We start from the raw sequence: 17,116 nt of genomic DNA on the forward strand, positions 1-17,116 counted from the left end.
ATTCAATAGCATCAACAGAAAAAGGATTTACTCCTGTTTGACCACCGTTTGTACCTGATGCTGCTAAACCAAACACATCATTATTGACAGCTCCATCAATATAAATAGCATTATAACGATTATTTTGACCTGCAATAGATATTTCGTTGTCATTAGTAATTTGTGCTTGTGGTGTTAATCTAACAAAATCAGCTATACCTCTAGATACAGAAGGTAAGTTTTGAATTTGTTTTTGAGAAATCGTTGTCTCAGATCCATTTTTATCAGATCCAAAAACACCGTTATTCTGAGCTGTAATTACTACTTCTTCTAAAGTATTAGCGTCTTCTACCATTACAACTGTAAATCTTTTAGATTCCCCTAAACCTAAAACAACATTACTTTGCTCGTAATTTTTTAGACCAACAAAAGAAATAGTAACCGTATAAGGTCCTCCTGATTTCATGTTAGTAATTCTAAAATAACCATCAAAGTCGGTTGATGCACCATACTTTGTTCCTGTCGGTGTGTGAACAGCAACAACATTCGCTCCTGGTAAAGACTCTCCAGTAGGATCTGTTACTTTCCCTCCAATGGAAGAAGTTGTTACTCCTTGCCCTAAAACCGTAGCTGTCGCAAAAAACAAAGCTACAAGTAATACATTTTTAAATGTTTTCATTTTTTAATCTAATTGTTATTAAATGCAAGTGCAAATATCCTGCTTTTACATATGGCTAATATTAAATTAATGTTAAGTTTTAACAAGAATTTAAGACGCTTTAAGTTAATAAAACTGAAAAACAAATCTGATTACCAGTCAATTATATATCAACAGAGTTGTTAACAAAACCTAATTATAAGTTAAAGAAATAAAAATAAATACGATTGACAGAAGTTTAATCGTTAACTAAGTTCTTTTGAGCCAATTCTTTTCCTAGTTCTACTCCAAATTGATCATATGAAAAGATATTCCATATTACTCCTTGAGTAAAAATTTTATGTTCGTAAATAGCTAATAACATTCCCAAAGTATAGGGCGACAGTTTATCGAACAGCATAGAATTACTTGGATGATTCCCTTTAAAAACTTTATATGGTAAAAGTTGATTTATTTGACTTGTTTGACCATTTAATTTCAACTCTAAATGAGCTTCTTCTTTTGTTCTTCCAAAAGCTAGTGCCTCTTGTTGAGCATAATAGTTTGCCATCAATTTCTCATGATGGTCTTCAAAGTCGTATAATGGTTCTCTAAAACCAATAAAATCCGCTGGAATTAATTTGGTACCGTGGTGTAGTAATTGCATGAACGCATGTTGAGAGTTTACTCCTGTTCCTCCCCAAATAATGGTTCCGGTTTGGTAATCGACTTCATCTCCATTTCTATCAACATTTTTACCATTACTTTCCATTATAGCTTGCTGCAAGTGCTCTGGAAATTTTGCTAAATATTGACTATAAGGAAGTACTAATTCTGTTTCAGCATCAAAAAAATTGTTATACCAAATACTTAGTAAAGCTAGTAAAACAGGGATATTTTCATCAAAATTAGTTGCTCTAAAATGTTCATCAACTTTTTCTGCTCCTTTCAATAACTCTTTAAAATTATCAAATCCAACAGACAAACAAATTGACAAACCTACGGCTGACCAAAGGGAGAATCTGCCTCCAACCCAATCCCACATCGGGAATACATTTTTCTTGTCAATTCCAAAACTATCAACAGCTTTCATATTACATGAAACTGCCACAAAATGTTTAGATATGTCAAAAACTGTGGCTGATTTCAAAAACCAATCTCGAATGGTATTTGCATTACTCATTGTTTCTTGAGTCGTAAAACTTTTTGAAACAACAATAAATAAAGTCGTTTCTGGATTAACCTTTTTTAAAATCTCAAAAACATGATCTCCATCAATATTAGATACAAAATGAGTATTTAGCTTATTTTTATAAAACTGAAGTGCTTCAACAACCATTTGAGGTCCCAAGTCTGATCCTCCAACACCTATATTAACAATATCTGTAATAGCTTTTCCTGTAAAACCTTTCCATTTTCCTGAAATAACTTTATTACTAAAAGCTTTCATTTTACGTAAAGCCGTTTGGATTTTAGGTTTTACATCTTTTCCTTCTACAAAAACTGGAATATCAGAACTGCTTCTTAAAGCTGTATGTAATACTGCCCTATTTTCAGTAACGTTAATTTTATCTCCTGAAAAGTATTTTTCAATAGCATCTTTTAGTTCCGCTTCTTCAGCCAATGAAACCAATAAATCTATCGTTTCTTGAGTAATTCTATTTTTAGAAAAATCAACTTGTAATTCATCTAAACTAATAGAAAACTCTTGAAAACTCTTCTTTTCTGTTCTTATTTTTAAGAAACAATTCTTTCAACTCATACTCTTTTGCTTGTTGAAAGTGTTTTGTTAATTTTTCCCAAGCAACAGTTTCAGTTGGCTTTATGTTAAGTAAAGGCATAGTTAATTCGTAGCTAATATTTCTTTTTCTTTAAATGAAAGAGGTTCTGGTTGAGGGAATTGTATACTATCTAATTGTCTTTTCAACGGTTTTATAAACTCAAAATACGTAGGTTTAATTTCTGCTGCCAAAGGTTCTGCTGAAGGAAGTTTTTCTCTAAACGGGTCTACTTGTCTACCATTTTTCCAGAAACGATAACACACATGCGGACCACTCGTATTTCCTGTCATTCCTACCCAACCTATTATATCTCCTTGTTTTACGTAATCTCCAACACGCACATTACGTCTCTTCATATGTAAATATTGAGTTGTATAGGTGCTATTATGTTTAACCTTTACGTAATTCCCATTACCTCCTCTTCTGGCAGATTCTACAACCGTTCCGCTAGCGGTGGTCATAATTTCTGTTCCATAAGGTGCAGCAAAATCAGTTCCTTTGTGTGCTCTTACTTTATTACCATATAGCTTAATCCTCCTTCTTAAATTATATCGTGAAGAAATTCGGTATTGAAATTTAATTGGAGATTTTAAAAAAGCTCGACGCAACATATTCCCATCTTGATCATAATACTCAGGAATTTGTTTAATTGAATCAGCAACAAATTTATACGCATATAAATCTTCTCCTCCATGACTAAAAACAGCTGCTTTTACTTCTCCATAACCTACAAAAACAGTGTCATTTATAAATTTTTCTTCATAAATTAACTTGAACTTATCTCCTCTTTGTAATCGATAAAAATCTAATGTCCACGCATAAATATCTGCAACCGTATTCGTAAGCGTAGGTTTTAGTTGTAAACTATCCATCGTAACCGAAAGATTTGAATAAATTTTACCTGCTATTTCTTTCTGTACCGTTTTAATTGGTTTTCTGTACTTGTACGCTGAAATTATAGAATCTTTAAAATCAATAATTGTAGCTTCAACTTTGTTGTGTTTATAAATAAAAACTTTGGCTTGTTCTAAAGTATCTTTAGATGCTAAAATGGTGTATGCTCTTCCTGATCGAACTCTTCTTACATCAAAAGTATCTTTAATTTTTGTAGCGATTTCATTTATTTTAGGATACATCACACGATGTCTATCCATAATCACCCCAAAACTTTCGCCTTCCTTAATCGTATCGTTAATAACAGTAAAATTATCTAAATTAAAACCGTAAGCTATAACTGGCTCTGGTTCTTTTATTTCAACAGGTTCTGGTATAACATCTTTTTTTTCTTCTTTACAAGAAAACAAAAGAAAAGCGATAATAAATGGAAGGATTATTTTTTTCAAAAAAAAGCTGCTTTAGATTTGAGTTTATGCGCAAAAGTACAAATAAATAGTATTTTTTCTTACACTTTAACAATTCATAAACAGCATATATTACTTTTTTAATCTACAACAATTTCAAAAGGGTTTGCTAAACCTTTATATGCGTCTAAATCTGCACGCAATGAACCAACAGCTAAAGAAGCTCTCATCTTGATAGGTATTTTATTATCATCTGCTGAAATCCAGATAGTTACACTTTCTTTTTCCTTGAAAACTCTACCTGCTTGAACTAAAGGTCTAAACTTTTGGGTTTTTACTTTACCAAACTTTGTTTTAACCGTTTCGTTGCCTAAAAAACGTAATTTGAACGGATAACTTTTATTATCAAAAAACATATCGAGTTCAATTTCTTCACCTTTTTTCATGTTTTCTGTATCTTGACTTCTTAAAAAATAAAAAGTAGAAATCATATCCTGAGGAGATTTTACTGAAATCAATGTATCTTTTTGTTTCAAAAAATCTTGAACGTATGCCGTATTTTTTTGATGATTAAAAGTTATATGACGATTCTTTTTATGTCCGCCTTCATCTATTTTTCTTTTGAATAAATACGGTTCAACTTTATCAATTCCAAAATAACTCTCATACCTGTCTTCAACCTTAAAAAACCAGCTAATAACTCCTGTTGTTTTTCCAGTTCCTACAGCATGAAGCACTTTTTTATTATTTAAGTTCTTCTCCTTTAATTGTAAAACAGCCGTTCCTGCTTTTAAAAATCCGCTATAACTCATATCAAATCGTAACCACTCACCGCTCTTATATGCTACAGGGTTTTCTTGCGCAAAGAAACTTTGCACAACGACTAAAAACGTAAAAAATAATATTCTTTTTCTCATAATATTCAAACTTATGAAAATTGATAAACAATTACTATTCCAAAAATCGAAAAAGCTGTTTAACGGAACATTAAACAGCTTTTATTTTATTGTTATACTGGTTAAAAAGTTCCCCAGTTTTTTAATTCTTCTTCACTCCATAGATATGGGAAGAAAATTCTTCTCTGATATTTAGGATGCAAATACTTACGCCAGTTACTACCACCAGTAGCTTCTATATCACCTTCTTCACCTCCAAGGTATTTTCCTGCAGCATTGTAATGAGCCATTACCCACTTTACATTTACAGTATAATCATAATGACGCATTGCTTTAATTAACGCTTCATCATTTTGAACGTCATCTGGTAATTGTTTGAATTTTTTTGAAAGGTTACAATCATTATAATCTTCCATAAAATCGATAAAATCACCCATATACTTCTTTTCAAACAACGTTAATAAGGTGGTTTTTTGACCTGTGGTATAGTTTTTTCCTGCTGCTTGCCAATACAAATGATCGTAAGCATTTTTAAATGATGAATTTCTGTCAATCGTATCTCTATAACGAGCATCTATCAAATTAATTAAATCTGTTGATGCAAACTCAATTTTACGATATTGTGCACTTTGAAAACCACTTGCAGGTGTAAGTGTATTGCGGAATTTTAAGTATTGGTCTACATCCATTCCGTCACCCATTACCGTGAATGAACTACATAACATATCAAAATAGCGACTAATACGCATTAGATGTTTAGAAAACTTTTCTGCTGTAATTTCTTCAGATTTTGCTACCTGATCAATTTCCCACAAAATCATTTTGAACAATAATTCGTTTACTTGATGATACATGATAAACACCATTTCATCAGGTAATGTTGTTCTTGGAATCTGTAACCCTAAAAGTGCATCTGTTTGTATATAATCCCAATAAGTTATAGGTTCGCTCCAAAGTAATCCTTCTAGCATTGCTTCTACAGGAACACCTAACTTATCGTATTTTTCTTCTATTGCTTTTAATATTTCTTCTTTGCTCATTTTACATTTGTTTGAGAAAAAAGAAAAGAGAAAAGAGAAAATAGACAGTAAAACCATCTATTTTCTTTTCTCTTTTTTCTATTATCTATTAGTTTATAACGTTCCTCTTAATTCTTGCTCTCTTTCGATTGATTCGAACAACGCTTTAAAGTTTCCTGCTCCAAAACCACGAGCCCCCATACGTTGGATAATTTCAAAGAATAACGTAGGACGATCTTCTACTGGTTTTGTGAAGATTTGTAATAAATACCCTTCTTCATCAGCATCAATCATAATTCCTAGAGATTTTAACTTTTCAATATCTTCTCTTAACTCGTGACTAAATTCTTCTAATCTTCCTGGAACTGCTTTGTAATATTCTTCTGGTGGAGTCGATAAAAACTCTACCCCTTGAGATCTTAATTGACTTACTGTTTTTATAATATCATCAGTAGCAACAGCAATATGTTGTACTCCTGCTCCTTCATAAAAATCTAAATATTCTTCGATTTGAGAACGTTTTTTTCCTTCAGCTGGCTCGTTAATTGGGAATTTGATTCTTCCGTTTCCGTTAGACATTACTTTACTCATTAAAGCAGAGTATTCTGTATGAATTTGTTTGTCATCAAATGATAAGAAGTTTTCAAATCCCATTACATCTTCGTACCATTTTACCCAAACATCCATTTGATTCCAACCAACATTACCAACCATATGATCGATATATTTTAATCCTGCTGTTGGTGGATTATAATCTGATTCCCATTTTTGGAAACCTGGTAAAAATGTTCCGTTATAATTTTTACGCTCTACAAACATATGAACTGTTTCTCCGTATGTGTAAATTCCCGCTCTCACAACCTCTCCGTGCTCATCTGTTTCAACAGTTGGTTCCATGTATGATTTTGCTCCTCTTGAAGTTGTTTCTTCATAAGCTTTTCTAGCATCTTCAACCCAAAGCGCTACTACTTTAACTCCATCACCATGTTTTACAATATGCTCATTAATTGGTGATTTACTGCTTAAAGGAGTAGTTAATACTAATCGGATTTTATCTTGTACTAATACATAGCTTACTTCTTCTTTTGAACCTGTTTCTAGTCCTTTATAGGCTAAGGATTGAAACCCGAATGCTGTTTTATAAAAATGCGCTGCTTGTTTTGCATTTCCTACATAAAACTCTACATAATCTGTTCCTAAAAGTGGTAAGAAGTCTTGCGCTCCTTCAAATATTTTTTCTAAACCGTAGTTTACTGATTTTATTTCTTTTGACATGTTTGTTCGTTTTTAGATACGAGAAAAGAGAAACGAGAAACTAGACTTTTAAAGTTTATTTTGAAAACCCATTGTCATTTTTTGAAACTCTGCTATCTTTTCTTCAATCAATGTTAATTCTTGTTGTGTTATATAATTCCTTTTATAGGCTATAATCAGTTGTGTTTCTAATTCAAATGATGAGCCTAAAGCTATATCAATAAAGTGAGAAAAAGACTTATCTGTTCTTGACGAACCTTCTGCAATATTACTAGGTATCGAAACTGAACATCTATTTATTTGAGAAATTAAACCAAACTTTTCTTCTTTAGGAAACTTGTCCATAAGTTTAAAAACATCTTCAACTATATCTATCCCAATATTCCAAATTTTAAGATTTTTATAGTTGTGTCTTTTCATAGTTAGGAATTGTCTCTTTTCTTTACTCCTTTTTCTATATTCTCAAAATTACTCCTCTAACCAAGATTTGTAATAATCTTCATCTGCTATTTTCATAGCTTCTTCGGTTACTTTTAACGGTTTAAAAGTATCAACCATTACGGCTAGTTCTTCAGTTACAGTTTCACCGATACTTCTTTCAGTAGCACCTGGATGTGGTCCGTGAGGAATTCCTGCTGGGTGTAACGATATATGTCCTGGAGCAATATCGTTTCTACTCATAAAATCTCCGTCTACATAATATAACACTTCATCAGAATCAATATTACTGTGATTGTATGGTGCTGGAATAGCCTGCGGGTGGTAGTCGTATAACCTTGGCACAAAACTACAGATTACAAAAGCATCTGTTTCAAAAGTTTGATGCACTGGTGGCGGTTGATGAATACGTCCTGTTATTGGTTCGAAATCGTGAATTGAAAATGCATACGGATAGTTATATCCATCGTATCCAACCACATCAAATGGATGTGTTGCGTACACCATTTCAATAATTTCATCTTGTTTTTTTACATTGATAACAAAATCGCCTTTTTCATCATGCGTTTCTAACTCTTCTGGTCTGCGGATATCACGCTCGCAAAATGGTGAATGTTCTAATAATTGTCCAAACCAGTTACGATATCTTTTCGGAGTATATACCGGACGATATGATTCTACGATAAATAATCTGTTATCTTCCGTATCGAAATCTAATTTATAAATGATTCCACGAGGAATTACTAAGTAGTCTCCGTATTTGAAATCTAAATTCCCTAACATCGTACGTAATTTCCCAGTTCCTTTGTGGATGAAAATTACCTCATCTGCATCTGTATTTTTATAAAAGTAATCTTTGGTAGATTCTTTTGGGGCCGATAAAATGATATTACAATCAGAATTAGTAAGAACTACTTTTCTACTTTTTAAGTAATCATTTTCTGCTGGAACTTGAAATCCTCTGAAGCGATACGATTGAATATTATTTTCTTTCGCTACTTTAGGCGCAATAGAGTATTGCTTACGAATTTCTTTGACCATTGTTGGTCTATATTCATGGTAGCTGTTGGTTGACATTCCGTCGAAACCAATTGTACCAAATAATTGTTCGTAATATAAACTTCCGTCTTCTTTACGGAATTGTATATGTCGTTTATGTGGAATTTTTCCTAATTTATGATAAAAAGGCATACTTGATAATTTGATAATTAATTAATGTGTTAATTTGATAATTAACTCCTTTTTTAACTAACTAGTTGCAACTATTCAGGGTTGCGCTTTATCATAAATTTTAAATGTGATAAAAGGTCTAACCAATACATTTCTAGAACTTTAGTTGTTGTTCTACAAATATACAGAAAAGTGTGGTTTTTTATTAACTTTCAGGAGCTAATTCTACCTCTAAACCATCTAAATCTGGTGTCATTTGTATTTGACAACCCAATCGGCTATTGTCTTCTACATAAAAAGCTTCGGCTAGCATTGCTTCTTCATCATCTCCCATTTCTGGTAATAAGTGATCAGATTTTACATAGCATTGACAAGAAGCACACATAGCCATTCCACCACAAATACCAATAGTCCCTTCTGGAGCTAATTCGTACGAACGAACTACCTCCATTAAGTTCATAGCCATATCTGTTGGTGCTTGTACTTCGTGAGTAACTCCGTCACGATCGGTAATTTTTATAGTAATATCTTGTTCCATCTTACAAATTCATTTTTTTCGAAGTGTTTTTTGCATCGGTATTAATTAAAATACTACATATAATTAACAAGCTTCCTATAATCTCTTCTTTAGGTATTTAATTAATTGCTTTTACAACTGCTTTTGGCGCTTCTTTTCTAGTACCATCAAAACCATCAACACCACCAACTGTGGTATATTTCATCACATATTTTTTATCTGGATGAATACGTTGGAAAGCACTTTGGCACATTAAAGTTGCTTCGTGGAATCCACATAAAATCAACTTTAACTTTCCTGGATATGTATTTACATCACCAATGGCATAAATACCTTCTACATTGGTTTGATAATCTAAAGCATTATTTACTTTAATGGCATTTTTTTCAATCTCTAATCCCCAATTGGCAATTGGTCCTAACTTTGGTGCCAATCCAAATAATGGAATAAAATGATCACATGCTAAAGTAAATGGTTCTTTATCTTTTTGCTCAACCACAACGCCTTCTACCTTACCTTCACCAACAATTCCTGTTACTTCAGCTGGTGTTATTAGCATCAATCTTCCTTCGTCTTTTAACTCTTGAACTTTATCAACTGAATCTAAGGCCCCTCTAAATTCATTTCTTCGATGTATTAATGTTACCGATTTAGCCACATCAGTTAAGAAAATAGACCAATCTAAAGCTGAATCTCCTCCTCCTGCAATTACCACGTCTTTGTCACGATACAACTCAGGCTCTTTAATCATGTACTCAACTCCCTTATCTTCAAAATCAGCAATATTTGGAATAGGTGGTTTACGAGGTTCAAAACTTCCTAAACCTCCTGCAATTGCTACTACTGGTGCTTGGTGTTTTGTTCCTTTATTGGTGGTAACGATAAACGTTCCGTCCTCTTGTTTTTCAATCGTATCTGCACGTTCTCCTAAGGTAAACCCTGGTTCAAATTGTTTAATTTGTTCCATTAATTTATCTGTCAAATCTCCTGCTAAAATCTCTGGATATGCTGGGATATCGTAAATAGGTTTCTTTGGATAGATTTCTGAACACTGCCCACCTGGTTGTGGTAAAGCATCAATTAAATGACAACGTAATTTTAATAATCCTGCTTCAAAAACCGTAAATAATCCTGTTGGTCCTGCTCCAATAATTAATATGTCTGTTTGTATCATTTTAGTTACAAAATTGTCTTTTTATATTGACAATTCCTGCCTTGGTATTTAAGACAGGAATGTTTTATGCGTTAGTGATTGAGTGACTTGTTTGAACTCTCCTCTTTTTTAAAACCGGAAAGCTAACGACGAAAGCACATTCGAGCACCCAAAGTTACAGTAATAATTCATTTTAAAACCTGACTTTTATCAGTTTTAAGCTACGTTTATTACCTCTTTAATTTCTGGCGCATATTTTTTAATAGTAGCTTCCACTCCGTTCTTTAAAGTCATCTGATTAACAGAACAACCACTACAAGCTCCTTCTAACTGTACTTTTACCGTATTATCTTCAATAGATAACAACTTGATATTCCCTCCATCACTTACTAAGAATGGACGAATTTCCTCTAAAGCTTTTTCTACGTTATTTTTTATGTCTGTTGTTGCCATAATAAGTCCCTTTTAATCTCCCCAAGGGGAGAAACTCAAAACAGGGTGTCTGAGTTTTATTTATACTTTCTTAGCACATTACATGTAGTGAATCCTACTATAACACTCACTTTCTCCCTCCCTTTGGGAGGGATAGGGTGGGCTTTATTTTGTGCTACAACCACTCATGGTAGTAATTCGTACTACTTCTGTTGGTGGTAAATTAGCATTTCTTTTTAATAGTTGTGAAACCATTTCTTTAGTTACCTCTGTAAAAGCTTCTGCTAGTGGTGTGTTTTCTTGTAAAGCTACTGGATGTCCAACATCTCCTGCTTCACGTATGCTTTGTACTAATGGTATTTCTCCTAAGAAACTTGTTTCAATATCTTCTGCTAAATTTTTAGCTCCTCCTTCTCCAAAAATATAATATTTATTATTAGGAAGTTCTGCTGGTGTAAAATACGCCATATTTTCAACGATACCTAATACTGGCACGTTAATACTTTCTTGTTTAAACATTGCCACTCCTTTTTTAGCATCTGCTAAGGCAATGTTTTGCGGTGTACTTACCACAACTGCTCCGTTAATTGGTACTGCTTGTACTATTGATAAGTGTACATCACCTGTTCCTGGGGGTAAATCGATTAATAAGAAGTCTAACTCTCCCCAATCTGCATCAAAAATTAATTGATTTAATGCTTTTGAAGCCATTGGTCCACGCCAAATTACTGCTTGATTAGGATCTGTAAAAAAACCTAATGATAATAATTTTACTCCGTAACTTTCAATCGGCTTCATTTTTGAACGTCCATTTACGTTTACCGCTAATGGCTTTTCTCTTTCTACATCAAACATTAAGTGCTGTGATGGCCCGTACACGTCGGCATCTAACACTCCAACTTTGAATCCCATTTTTGCTAATGAAACAGCCATATTTGAAGTAATAGTAGACTTTCCTACTCCACCTTTTCCCGAAGCTATAGCAATAATGTTTTGAATGTTAGGAATTTCTTTTCCTCTAATTTGATTTGGATTTTCTTTTTGTTGAACCTCCACCTTCACATTCACTTTTACATCGATTTTTTGATCAACGTGTTCGTGAATTGCTTTCATAATTTCAACTTCTATTTTCTTTTTTGCTTGCAATGAAGGGTTTGAAATTGTTACATCAACAATTACTTCATTTCCAAAACTTACAACGTTAGTTACATTTTCGTTTTCAATTAAGCTTTTACCTTCTCCTGGCGCTGTAATTGTTTCTAACGCTTTGTATATATCTTGTTTTTTAAAACTCATGTTTTAGGGTGTATACTTTGAGCAGCAAGCTTTAACCTTGTTGCTTATTTTTATTTAATCTTAACTGCAAAGATACATTTTAGAGCGCAGAAAATAAAGTGTTTAGATAGCTAATATTTATGGTTTTATCAACTTGTTTTATAGACATAAATTCTGCGGATTAACTCTATTTTTAGAAATGTGAGATACAAACTTTTAAATAGCAAGAACTAGTGCAACTCTTCGCTCGGATTCCAAAACACCTTTTCAAAATCTTGAATTTGATTATCAATAACTTTTATCCCTTCGCTTTCTAGTAATTGCTGCATTAAATTAGTTCCATCAAAATGATGTTTCCCTGTCAACAAACCTTTTCTGTTTACCACTCGGTGTGCTGGTACTTCTTTTTCTGAAGAATTATTCATTGCCCATCCTACCATACGTGCGGAACGAGCTGCACCTAAATAAGTCGCAATTGCTCCGTAACTGGTTACTCTTCCGTAGGGAATTAATCGAGCTACTTCATATACTTTTTCGAAGAAGTTTTTGTCTGTCATACCGTAAAGATAACGACATTTAACAAACACCAATCAATAGAAGAAAAACAAAAAATCCTGCAAAAATGCAGGATTAGTAATTAAGCTTGAATTTTATATAAGTAATCGGTTTTCCGATTTCTAAATATTGTTTCTCGTAGAATGTTTGCGTACCCGTTACTTCTTCTGGGCTGTACACGTTTTTATACACATCGTGGTTGGCGTGTAAAATTTCGTGTCCTTCACCATGTAACAACCCTAAAGTATATCCGTGCATAAATTCGCTATCGGTTTTTAGGTTTACAACTCCTTCTGAATTTAAAATACCATGGTATTTCTTTAAAAATTCAGAATTCGTCATACGGTGCTTAGTACGCTTATACTTAATTTGTGGATCTGGGAAAGTAATCCAAATTTCAGAAACTTCGTTTTCAGCAAAAATATAATCGACCAACTCTATTTGGGTTCTAATAAATGCAACATTGTTCATGTCGTTTTCAAGGGCGGTTTTAGCTCCTCGCCAAAAACGTGCTCCTTTAATATCAATACCAATAAAATTTTTATCAGGATTCTTTTCTGCTAACGCAATGGTATATTCACCCTTACCACAACCCAATTCTAAAACTATCGGATTGTCGTTTTTAAAGAAATCTTTCCACTTTCCTTTGTGTTGAAAATCGTTAACTACTTCTTCTCTAGTTGGCTGAATAACATTAGCGAACGTTTATTAATTTGTTTTTACTTCCCAAAGTGTATAGAAATTAGGCTCTGTCTTCAGTTCCTTCTTTTTTGAAACGTGCTGCTTCTTTCATCCAATAAGCAAATAACACTAATAGGATTAATAAAAAGAACCAGTTTACAGCGTTAGACGTCCACCAACCTGCATCTGATTTAGCGATTGTTAAACGTAACCAATTAAACGGAGTGAATAAAAAGTCGGTAAATAAACTACCAATCCATTCAAAAATATTGCCTGCTATCATATCTTAAGTATCTTTACAGCTGCAAAAATATAAAAAGAAACAATGTTAGCCAATTTTTTCGGTAAATCTAAACCCATAAATTTTATTGTACTCCTTGTACTTTTTTTAGGGTATTTTGTTTTAAGTATTTTTTCTAAAGAATTATCATTCAATCTTCTTACAGAATTAGGGTGGTTTTTAGTAGTTTTTTCTGTTTATAATTTTATCATTGCCAAAAACTTACTAACCTACGATAACTCTTTTGCTTTTCTGTTTTTTGTAATACTAATTGGTTTTTTTCCTGATGTTATTAACATAAACAAAACTTTTTATGCGAATTTAACTGTACTACTCTTCTTACGAAAAGTATATAGCTTACAGTCATCTAAAAACCTGTTTCACAAATTGTTTGATGGTGGTTTATGGTTAGGAATTTCTTTTTTGATAGAACCTTATACAGCCTCGTTAATCATACTGCTTTACCTATCAATTTTTCTACATCAACGGTTTACATATCAAACCTTGTTGATTCCTGTAATCGGAATTTTCGGACCTGTATTTTTATACTTTACCTATTGTTTTTGGTATGATGAAACAGAAAAATTCACAGCTCTTTTTAACTGGAATTTGTATCCTGATTTAAGTTTTTACTCGCATCAAAAATCATTATTCCCTATACTTTTTATTAGTTTCTTTTTAATAGCCTCTATACTTTTAAAAAGTCCTGGAGCACTTTCTGTACCTAATAAGTTTAGAAAAAACTGGATTTTAGTGCTGACACAGTTTGTTATTTCAACTATAATTTTTCTTTTAGTTGAAGATGGCTCTGGAACTGAATTTTTATATGTGTTTTTCCCAGTATCTGTTATTCTAGCTAACGGAATTGAGTTTTTTCAGAAAAAGTGGTATGCTAATGCTATTATTGTTTTGTTTTTACTTGCTTCTTTTGTTGTAAGTGCATTTATGTAAAGTTCTACAACTTTGCTCCATAAGCTAAATCACCTGCATCGCCTAAACCAGGAACAATATATCCTTTCTCATTTAACTTTTCATCAATATCACCAATCCATAAAGTTGTTTCTTCAGGAACGTGCTTTGCTACATACTCAACACCTTCTTCTGAACCGATTACCGATACTAAGATTATTTCTTTAGGTGTTCCGTATTTTTTAATTCCTTCATAAACCTCAACCATTGAGCGACCTGTTGCTAACATAGGATCTACTAACAATAATGTTTTTCCATCAATTGACGGTGCTGCAAAATATTCTACCACTATTTCAAACTCTTCATCATTATTCGGATGGTGGCGATACGCCGAAATAAAGGCATTTTCTACATCATCAAAATAATTCAACATTCCGTTATGCAACGGTAATCCTGCTCTAAGAATTGAGCACAACACAATATTATTCGTTGGTAAATTTGCTTGTTTTGTGCCTAAAGGAGTTGTTATTTCTTTAGAGTCGTAATTCAATTCTTTACTAAGTTCATATCCTAAAACTTCACCTATTCGTTCTATATTTCTACGAAAACGCATTGAATCTTTTTGAACGGTAACATCTCTAAGTTCTGCTAAGAATTTATTAAGAATAGAGTTTTGCTTTGCTAAATGATGAACTTTCATTGACTTAAATCTTTTAAAACTTTACAAAAGTAACAGAAATTTATTAGGATTTCACAAAGTTAGCTAACGCTTTTAAGAGCTCTTCTTTTGCTTCAATATGACTCATATGACCGTTGGGTAACTCAATTAAAGTGGTTTTTGTTCTGTTCGATTCTTTTACAACAGCATCATAATTTAATATTGAATCTTGTTTACCTGCAATCATCAATCGTTTATCAATTGTTTGCAAAACTGCTTCTTTGTTTTCACGTAAACGCATTCCTTCACTTGCAGCAATATATCCTCTTACAGGAGTTTTTAACGCTTCAGCTCTTACTTTTTCTATTACTTCGGAAAATTGCTTTCGGGTTTGTTCAGCAAATAAATTACCTATCGACATTTTTACCAAGGTCTCATAATTTTCTTTTGCCATCTCATTAGCTCTAAGGCGTAACTTTTTTCTTTCTTCGCTGTCTGCTTGAGAAGTAGAATTCAGCAAACACAACCCTTTTACATTCTTCGGATATTTTTCTGCAAAAGCAAGAGCAACATAGCCTCCCATTGAGTGTCCTACAAAAATAGCTCTGCGAATTTTTAATTCTTGTAACACCGATTTTACTGCTTCTGCCATTTCAACCATCGAATGAATATACCCAATACACCCTGTTTTTCCATGCCCCAACAAATCAACACATATCACACGGTTTCTTTTAGAAATTTCCTCAACAACAGCATCCCACATGGTATTATTTTCTAAAAATCCATGCAACAAAACAACACTATTCCCTTTACCAGTATCTGTGTAAAAAACTGTGGTTTCCTTAAATTTTACAATCATTTTTTAATGTATATTGGTCGCCTATTAATTTGTTAAACGATGCACAAAACTAAGGAGATATTTATAAACGGGTTTGCTTTATTTTCAATGTTTTTCGGAGCTGGAAATTTGATTTTACCTCCTCTTTTAGGTAAAAACGCAGGAAACTTATGGATTTGGGTTACACTAGGTTTTTTTGTTACAGCTGTATTTATTCCTATGTTAGGAATTTTAGCACATGCTAAGTTACAAGGAACCATGTACGATTTTGGTAAAAAAGTATCTCATCCTTTTAGCCTTGTTTACTGCTTTGTTATGTATGCCATTTGTCTTGCCTTACCTGCACCAAGAACAGCATCTGTAACTCATGAAATGGCTATTGCTCCTTATTTTGATAGTAGTTCTTTACTTACTAGTACTGTTTACTTTGGGTTGGTTTTTATCTTTTCAATAAACCGTTCAAAAGTATTAGAATTGTTAGGTAAGTTCTTAACTCCACTCATCATTTTTATTTTATTGGCGATTATTTTTGTTGGAATTTTCACCGCTCCTGAAGCTGTAAACCCATCATCTTTTAAAATGCCTTTTGTAGACGGTTTACTAGAAGGTTATCAAACTTTTGATGCTATTGCCTCCATAGTCGTTGGTGGAGTTTTAGTTGTTTCGATGAACTTTAACACCAACACTTCGTTTGAAGAGAAAAAAGAATTAATTACCAAAGCTGGATTAATAGCAGGTTTCGGTTTGTTAATTATCTATGCAGGACTTATTTATAACGGAGTTTTATTTAGTTCTACTTTTGGTGAAGGTGCTACCAGAACAGAAATTTTAAACTCTTTAAGTTATCAAACACTTGGTAATATAGGTAGTGTTTTTTTAAGTGTTTTGGTTGCTTTAGCATGTTTTACAACAGCAGTTGGAATTATTACAGGTACTGCTGATTACTTTAAAGGAATCAACAACAATTCTCAAAAAGTTTTTATAATCACTGCTATTATTGGTTGTTTATTAGGAATTGCTATTGGACAGTTTGATGTAAAGTATATCATAAACATTGCATTACCTGCATTGATGTTTATTTACCCAATAACCATCATTTTAATTATATTGAACGTACTTCCAGAAAGATACACTTCAACTACCGTCTTTAAAATTGTGGTTGCAGTTACTTTTCTATTCAGTATTCCAGACTTTTTAGGATATATTGTTGATACTGAATATTTATCTGGAATAAAAAATACCATTCCGTTTGCCAACCAAAATTTAGGATGGGTATTACCTGCTATTTTAAGTTTTGTAATCGCTAATTTGATTCAAAAAAAAGCTTAACTAAATAGTCTATT

General features: G+C 32.7%; 18 protein-coding genes and 1 pseudogene. 2 read left to right on the forward strand and 17 right to left on the reverse strand.

The features are described from left to right. The 15 genes and pseudogenes from OU788_RS05350 to OU788_RS05420 form a co-directional block, all read right to left on the reverse strand. On the reverse strand, positions 1-658 hold a 658-nt coding region (locus OU788_RS05350), incomplete at its 3' end, for a carboxypeptidase-like regulatory domain-containing protein (RefSeq protein ID WP_274634199.1). 217 nt (positions 659-875) lie between these two features. Further along, positions 876-2,457: pseudogene (pgi, locus tag OU788_RS05355) on the reverse strand (glucose-6-phosphate isomerase). A gap of 2 nt (positions 2,458-2,459) precedes the next feature. Continuing rightward, complete coding sequence (locus OU788_RS05360) at positions 2,460-3,740, reverse strand: peptidoglycan DD-metalloendopeptidase family protein (RefSeq protein WP_274634200.1); 1,281 nt, start codon at positions 3,738-3,740, stop codon at positions 2,460-2,462. A 98-nt stretch (positions 3,741-3,838) separates the two neighbouring features. Then, on the reverse strand, positions 3,839-4,615 hold the full coding sequence (locus tag OU788_RS05365; protein ID WP_274634201.1) for a DUF3108 domain-containing protein: 777 nt from the start codon (positions 4,613-4,615) through the stop codon (positions 3,839-3,841). A gap of 101 nt (positions 4,616-4,716) precedes the next feature. After that, positions 4,717-5,634 carry a tryptophan 2,3-dioxygenase family protein gene (locus OU788_RS05370; RefSeq protein WP_274634202.1) on the reverse strand — a complete coding sequence of 306 codons (918 nt, stop codon included), beginning with the start codon at positions 5,632-5,634 and terminating at the stop codon, positions 4,717-4,719. Positions 5,635-5,727: 93 nt separating this feature from the next. Beyond that, complete coding sequence (gene hppD / locus OU788_RS05375; RefSeq protein WP_274634203.1) at positions 5,728-6,888, reverse strand: 4-hydroxyphenylpyruvate dioxygenase; 1,161 nt, start codon at positions 6,886-6,888, stop codon at positions 5,728-5,730. A gap of 48 nt (positions 6,889-6,936) precedes the next feature. Beyond that, positions 6,937-7,287, reverse strand: coding sequence for a four helix bundle protein (locus OU788_RS05380; protein WP_274634204.1), 351 nt, complete (start codon positions 7,285-7,287; stop codon positions 6,937-6,939). Positions 7,288-7,335: 48 nt separating this feature from the next. Further along, positions 7,336-8,496 (reverse strand): homogentisate 1,2-dioxygenase, encoded by a 1,161-nt coding sequence (locus OU788_RS05385; RefSeq protein WP_274634205.1) that lies wholly within the window; start codon positions 8,494-8,496, stop codon positions 7,336-7,338. A 184-nt stretch (positions 8,497-8,680) separates the two neighbouring features. After that, entirely contained in the window at positions 8,681-9,013 is a 333-nt protein-coding gene (locus OU788_RS05390; RefSeq protein WP_274634206.1) for a 2Fe-2S iron-sulfur cluster-binding protein, read from the reverse strand. 97 nt (positions 9,014-9,110) lie between these two features. Next, positions 9,111-10,166: an NAD(P)/FAD-dependent oxidoreductase gene (locus tag OU788_RS05395; RefSeq protein WP_274634207.1), complete on the reverse strand. Its 1,056-nt coding sequence runs from the start codon at positions 10,164-10,166 to the stop codon at positions 9,111-9,113. A 195-nt stretch (positions 10,167-10,361) separates the two neighbouring features. After that, the gene (locus tag OU788_RS05400) at positions 10,362-10,598 is read right to left on the reverse strand and encodes a NifU family protein (protein ID WP_274634208.1); all 237 of its coding nucleotides are present in this window, start codon (positions 10,596-10,598) and stop codon (positions 10,362-10,364) included. A gap of 144 nt (positions 10,599-10,742) precedes the next feature. Further along, on the reverse strand, positions 10,743-11,873 hold the full coding sequence (locus tag OU788_RS05405; protein WP_274634209.1) for an Mrp/NBP35 family ATP-binding protein: 1,131 nt from the start codon (positions 11,871-11,873) through the stop codon (positions 10,743-10,745). Between the two features lie 209 nt (positions 11,874-12,082). Then, entirely contained in the window at positions 12,083-12,409 is a 327-nt protein-coding gene (locus OU788_RS05410) for an MGMT family protein (RefSeq protein ID WP_274634210.1), read from the reverse strand. A gap of 73 nt (positions 12,410-12,482) precedes the next feature. After that, positions 12,483-13,097: a tRNA (guanosine(46)-N7)-methyltransferase TrmB gene (trmB, locus tag OU788_RS05415; RefSeq protein WP_274634235.1), complete on the reverse strand. Its 615-nt coding sequence runs from the start codon at positions 13,095-13,097 to the stop codon at positions 12,483-12,485. Positions 13,098-13,149: 52 nt separating this feature from the next. Next, positions 13,150-13,371, reverse strand: a complete 222-nt coding sequence (locus OU788_RS05420; protein WP_274634211.1) for a DUF6341 family protein — start codon at positions 13,369-13,371, stop codon at positions 13,150-13,152. A 42-nt stretch (positions 13,372-13,413) separates the two neighbouring features. On the opposite strand from OU788_RS05420, the gene OU788_RS05425 reads away from it, so the two are divergent. After that, the gene (locus OU788_RS05425) at positions 13,414-14,319 is read left to right on the forward strand and encodes a DUF6427 family protein (protein WP_274634212.1); all 906 of its coding nucleotides are present in this window, start codon (positions 13,414-13,416) and stop codon (positions 14,317-14,319) included. A 4-nt stretch (positions 14,320-14,323) separates the two neighbouring features. Here OU788_RS05425 and upp read toward each other — a convergent pair whose 3' ends face one another. Together upp and OU788_RS05435 are read right to left on the reverse strand one after the other, a co-directional pair. Then, positions 14,324-14,977, reverse strand: a complete 654-nt coding sequence (gene upp, locus OU788_RS05430; RefSeq protein ID WP_274634213.1) for a uracil phosphoribosyltransferase — start codon at positions 14,975-14,977, stop codon at positions 14,324-14,326. Between the two features lie 43 nt (positions 14,978-15,020). Next, positions 15,021-15,794: an alpha/beta fold hydrolase gene (locus OU788_RS05435; protein ID WP_274634214.1), complete on the reverse strand. Its 774-nt coding sequence runs from the start codon at positions 15,792-15,794 to the stop codon at positions 15,021-15,023. Positions 15,795-15,833: 39 nt separating this feature from the next. Between OU788_RS05435 and brnQ the strand changes: the two genes are divergently transcribed. Beyond that, positions 15,834-17,102, forward strand: a complete 1,269-nt coding sequence (gene brnQ, locus OU788_RS05440; protein ID WP_274634215.1) for a branched-chain amino acid transport system II carrier protein — start codon at positions 15,834-15,836, stop codon at positions 17,100-17,102. The last annotated feature ends 14 nt before the right edge of the window (positions 17,103-17,116 follow it).

Source organism: Tenacibaculum sp. L6 (genome assembly GCF_028823685.1).
In the GTDB taxonomy this organism is placed as follows: Bacteria; Bacteroidota; Bacteroidia; order Flavobacteriales; family Flavobacteriaceae; genus Polaribacter.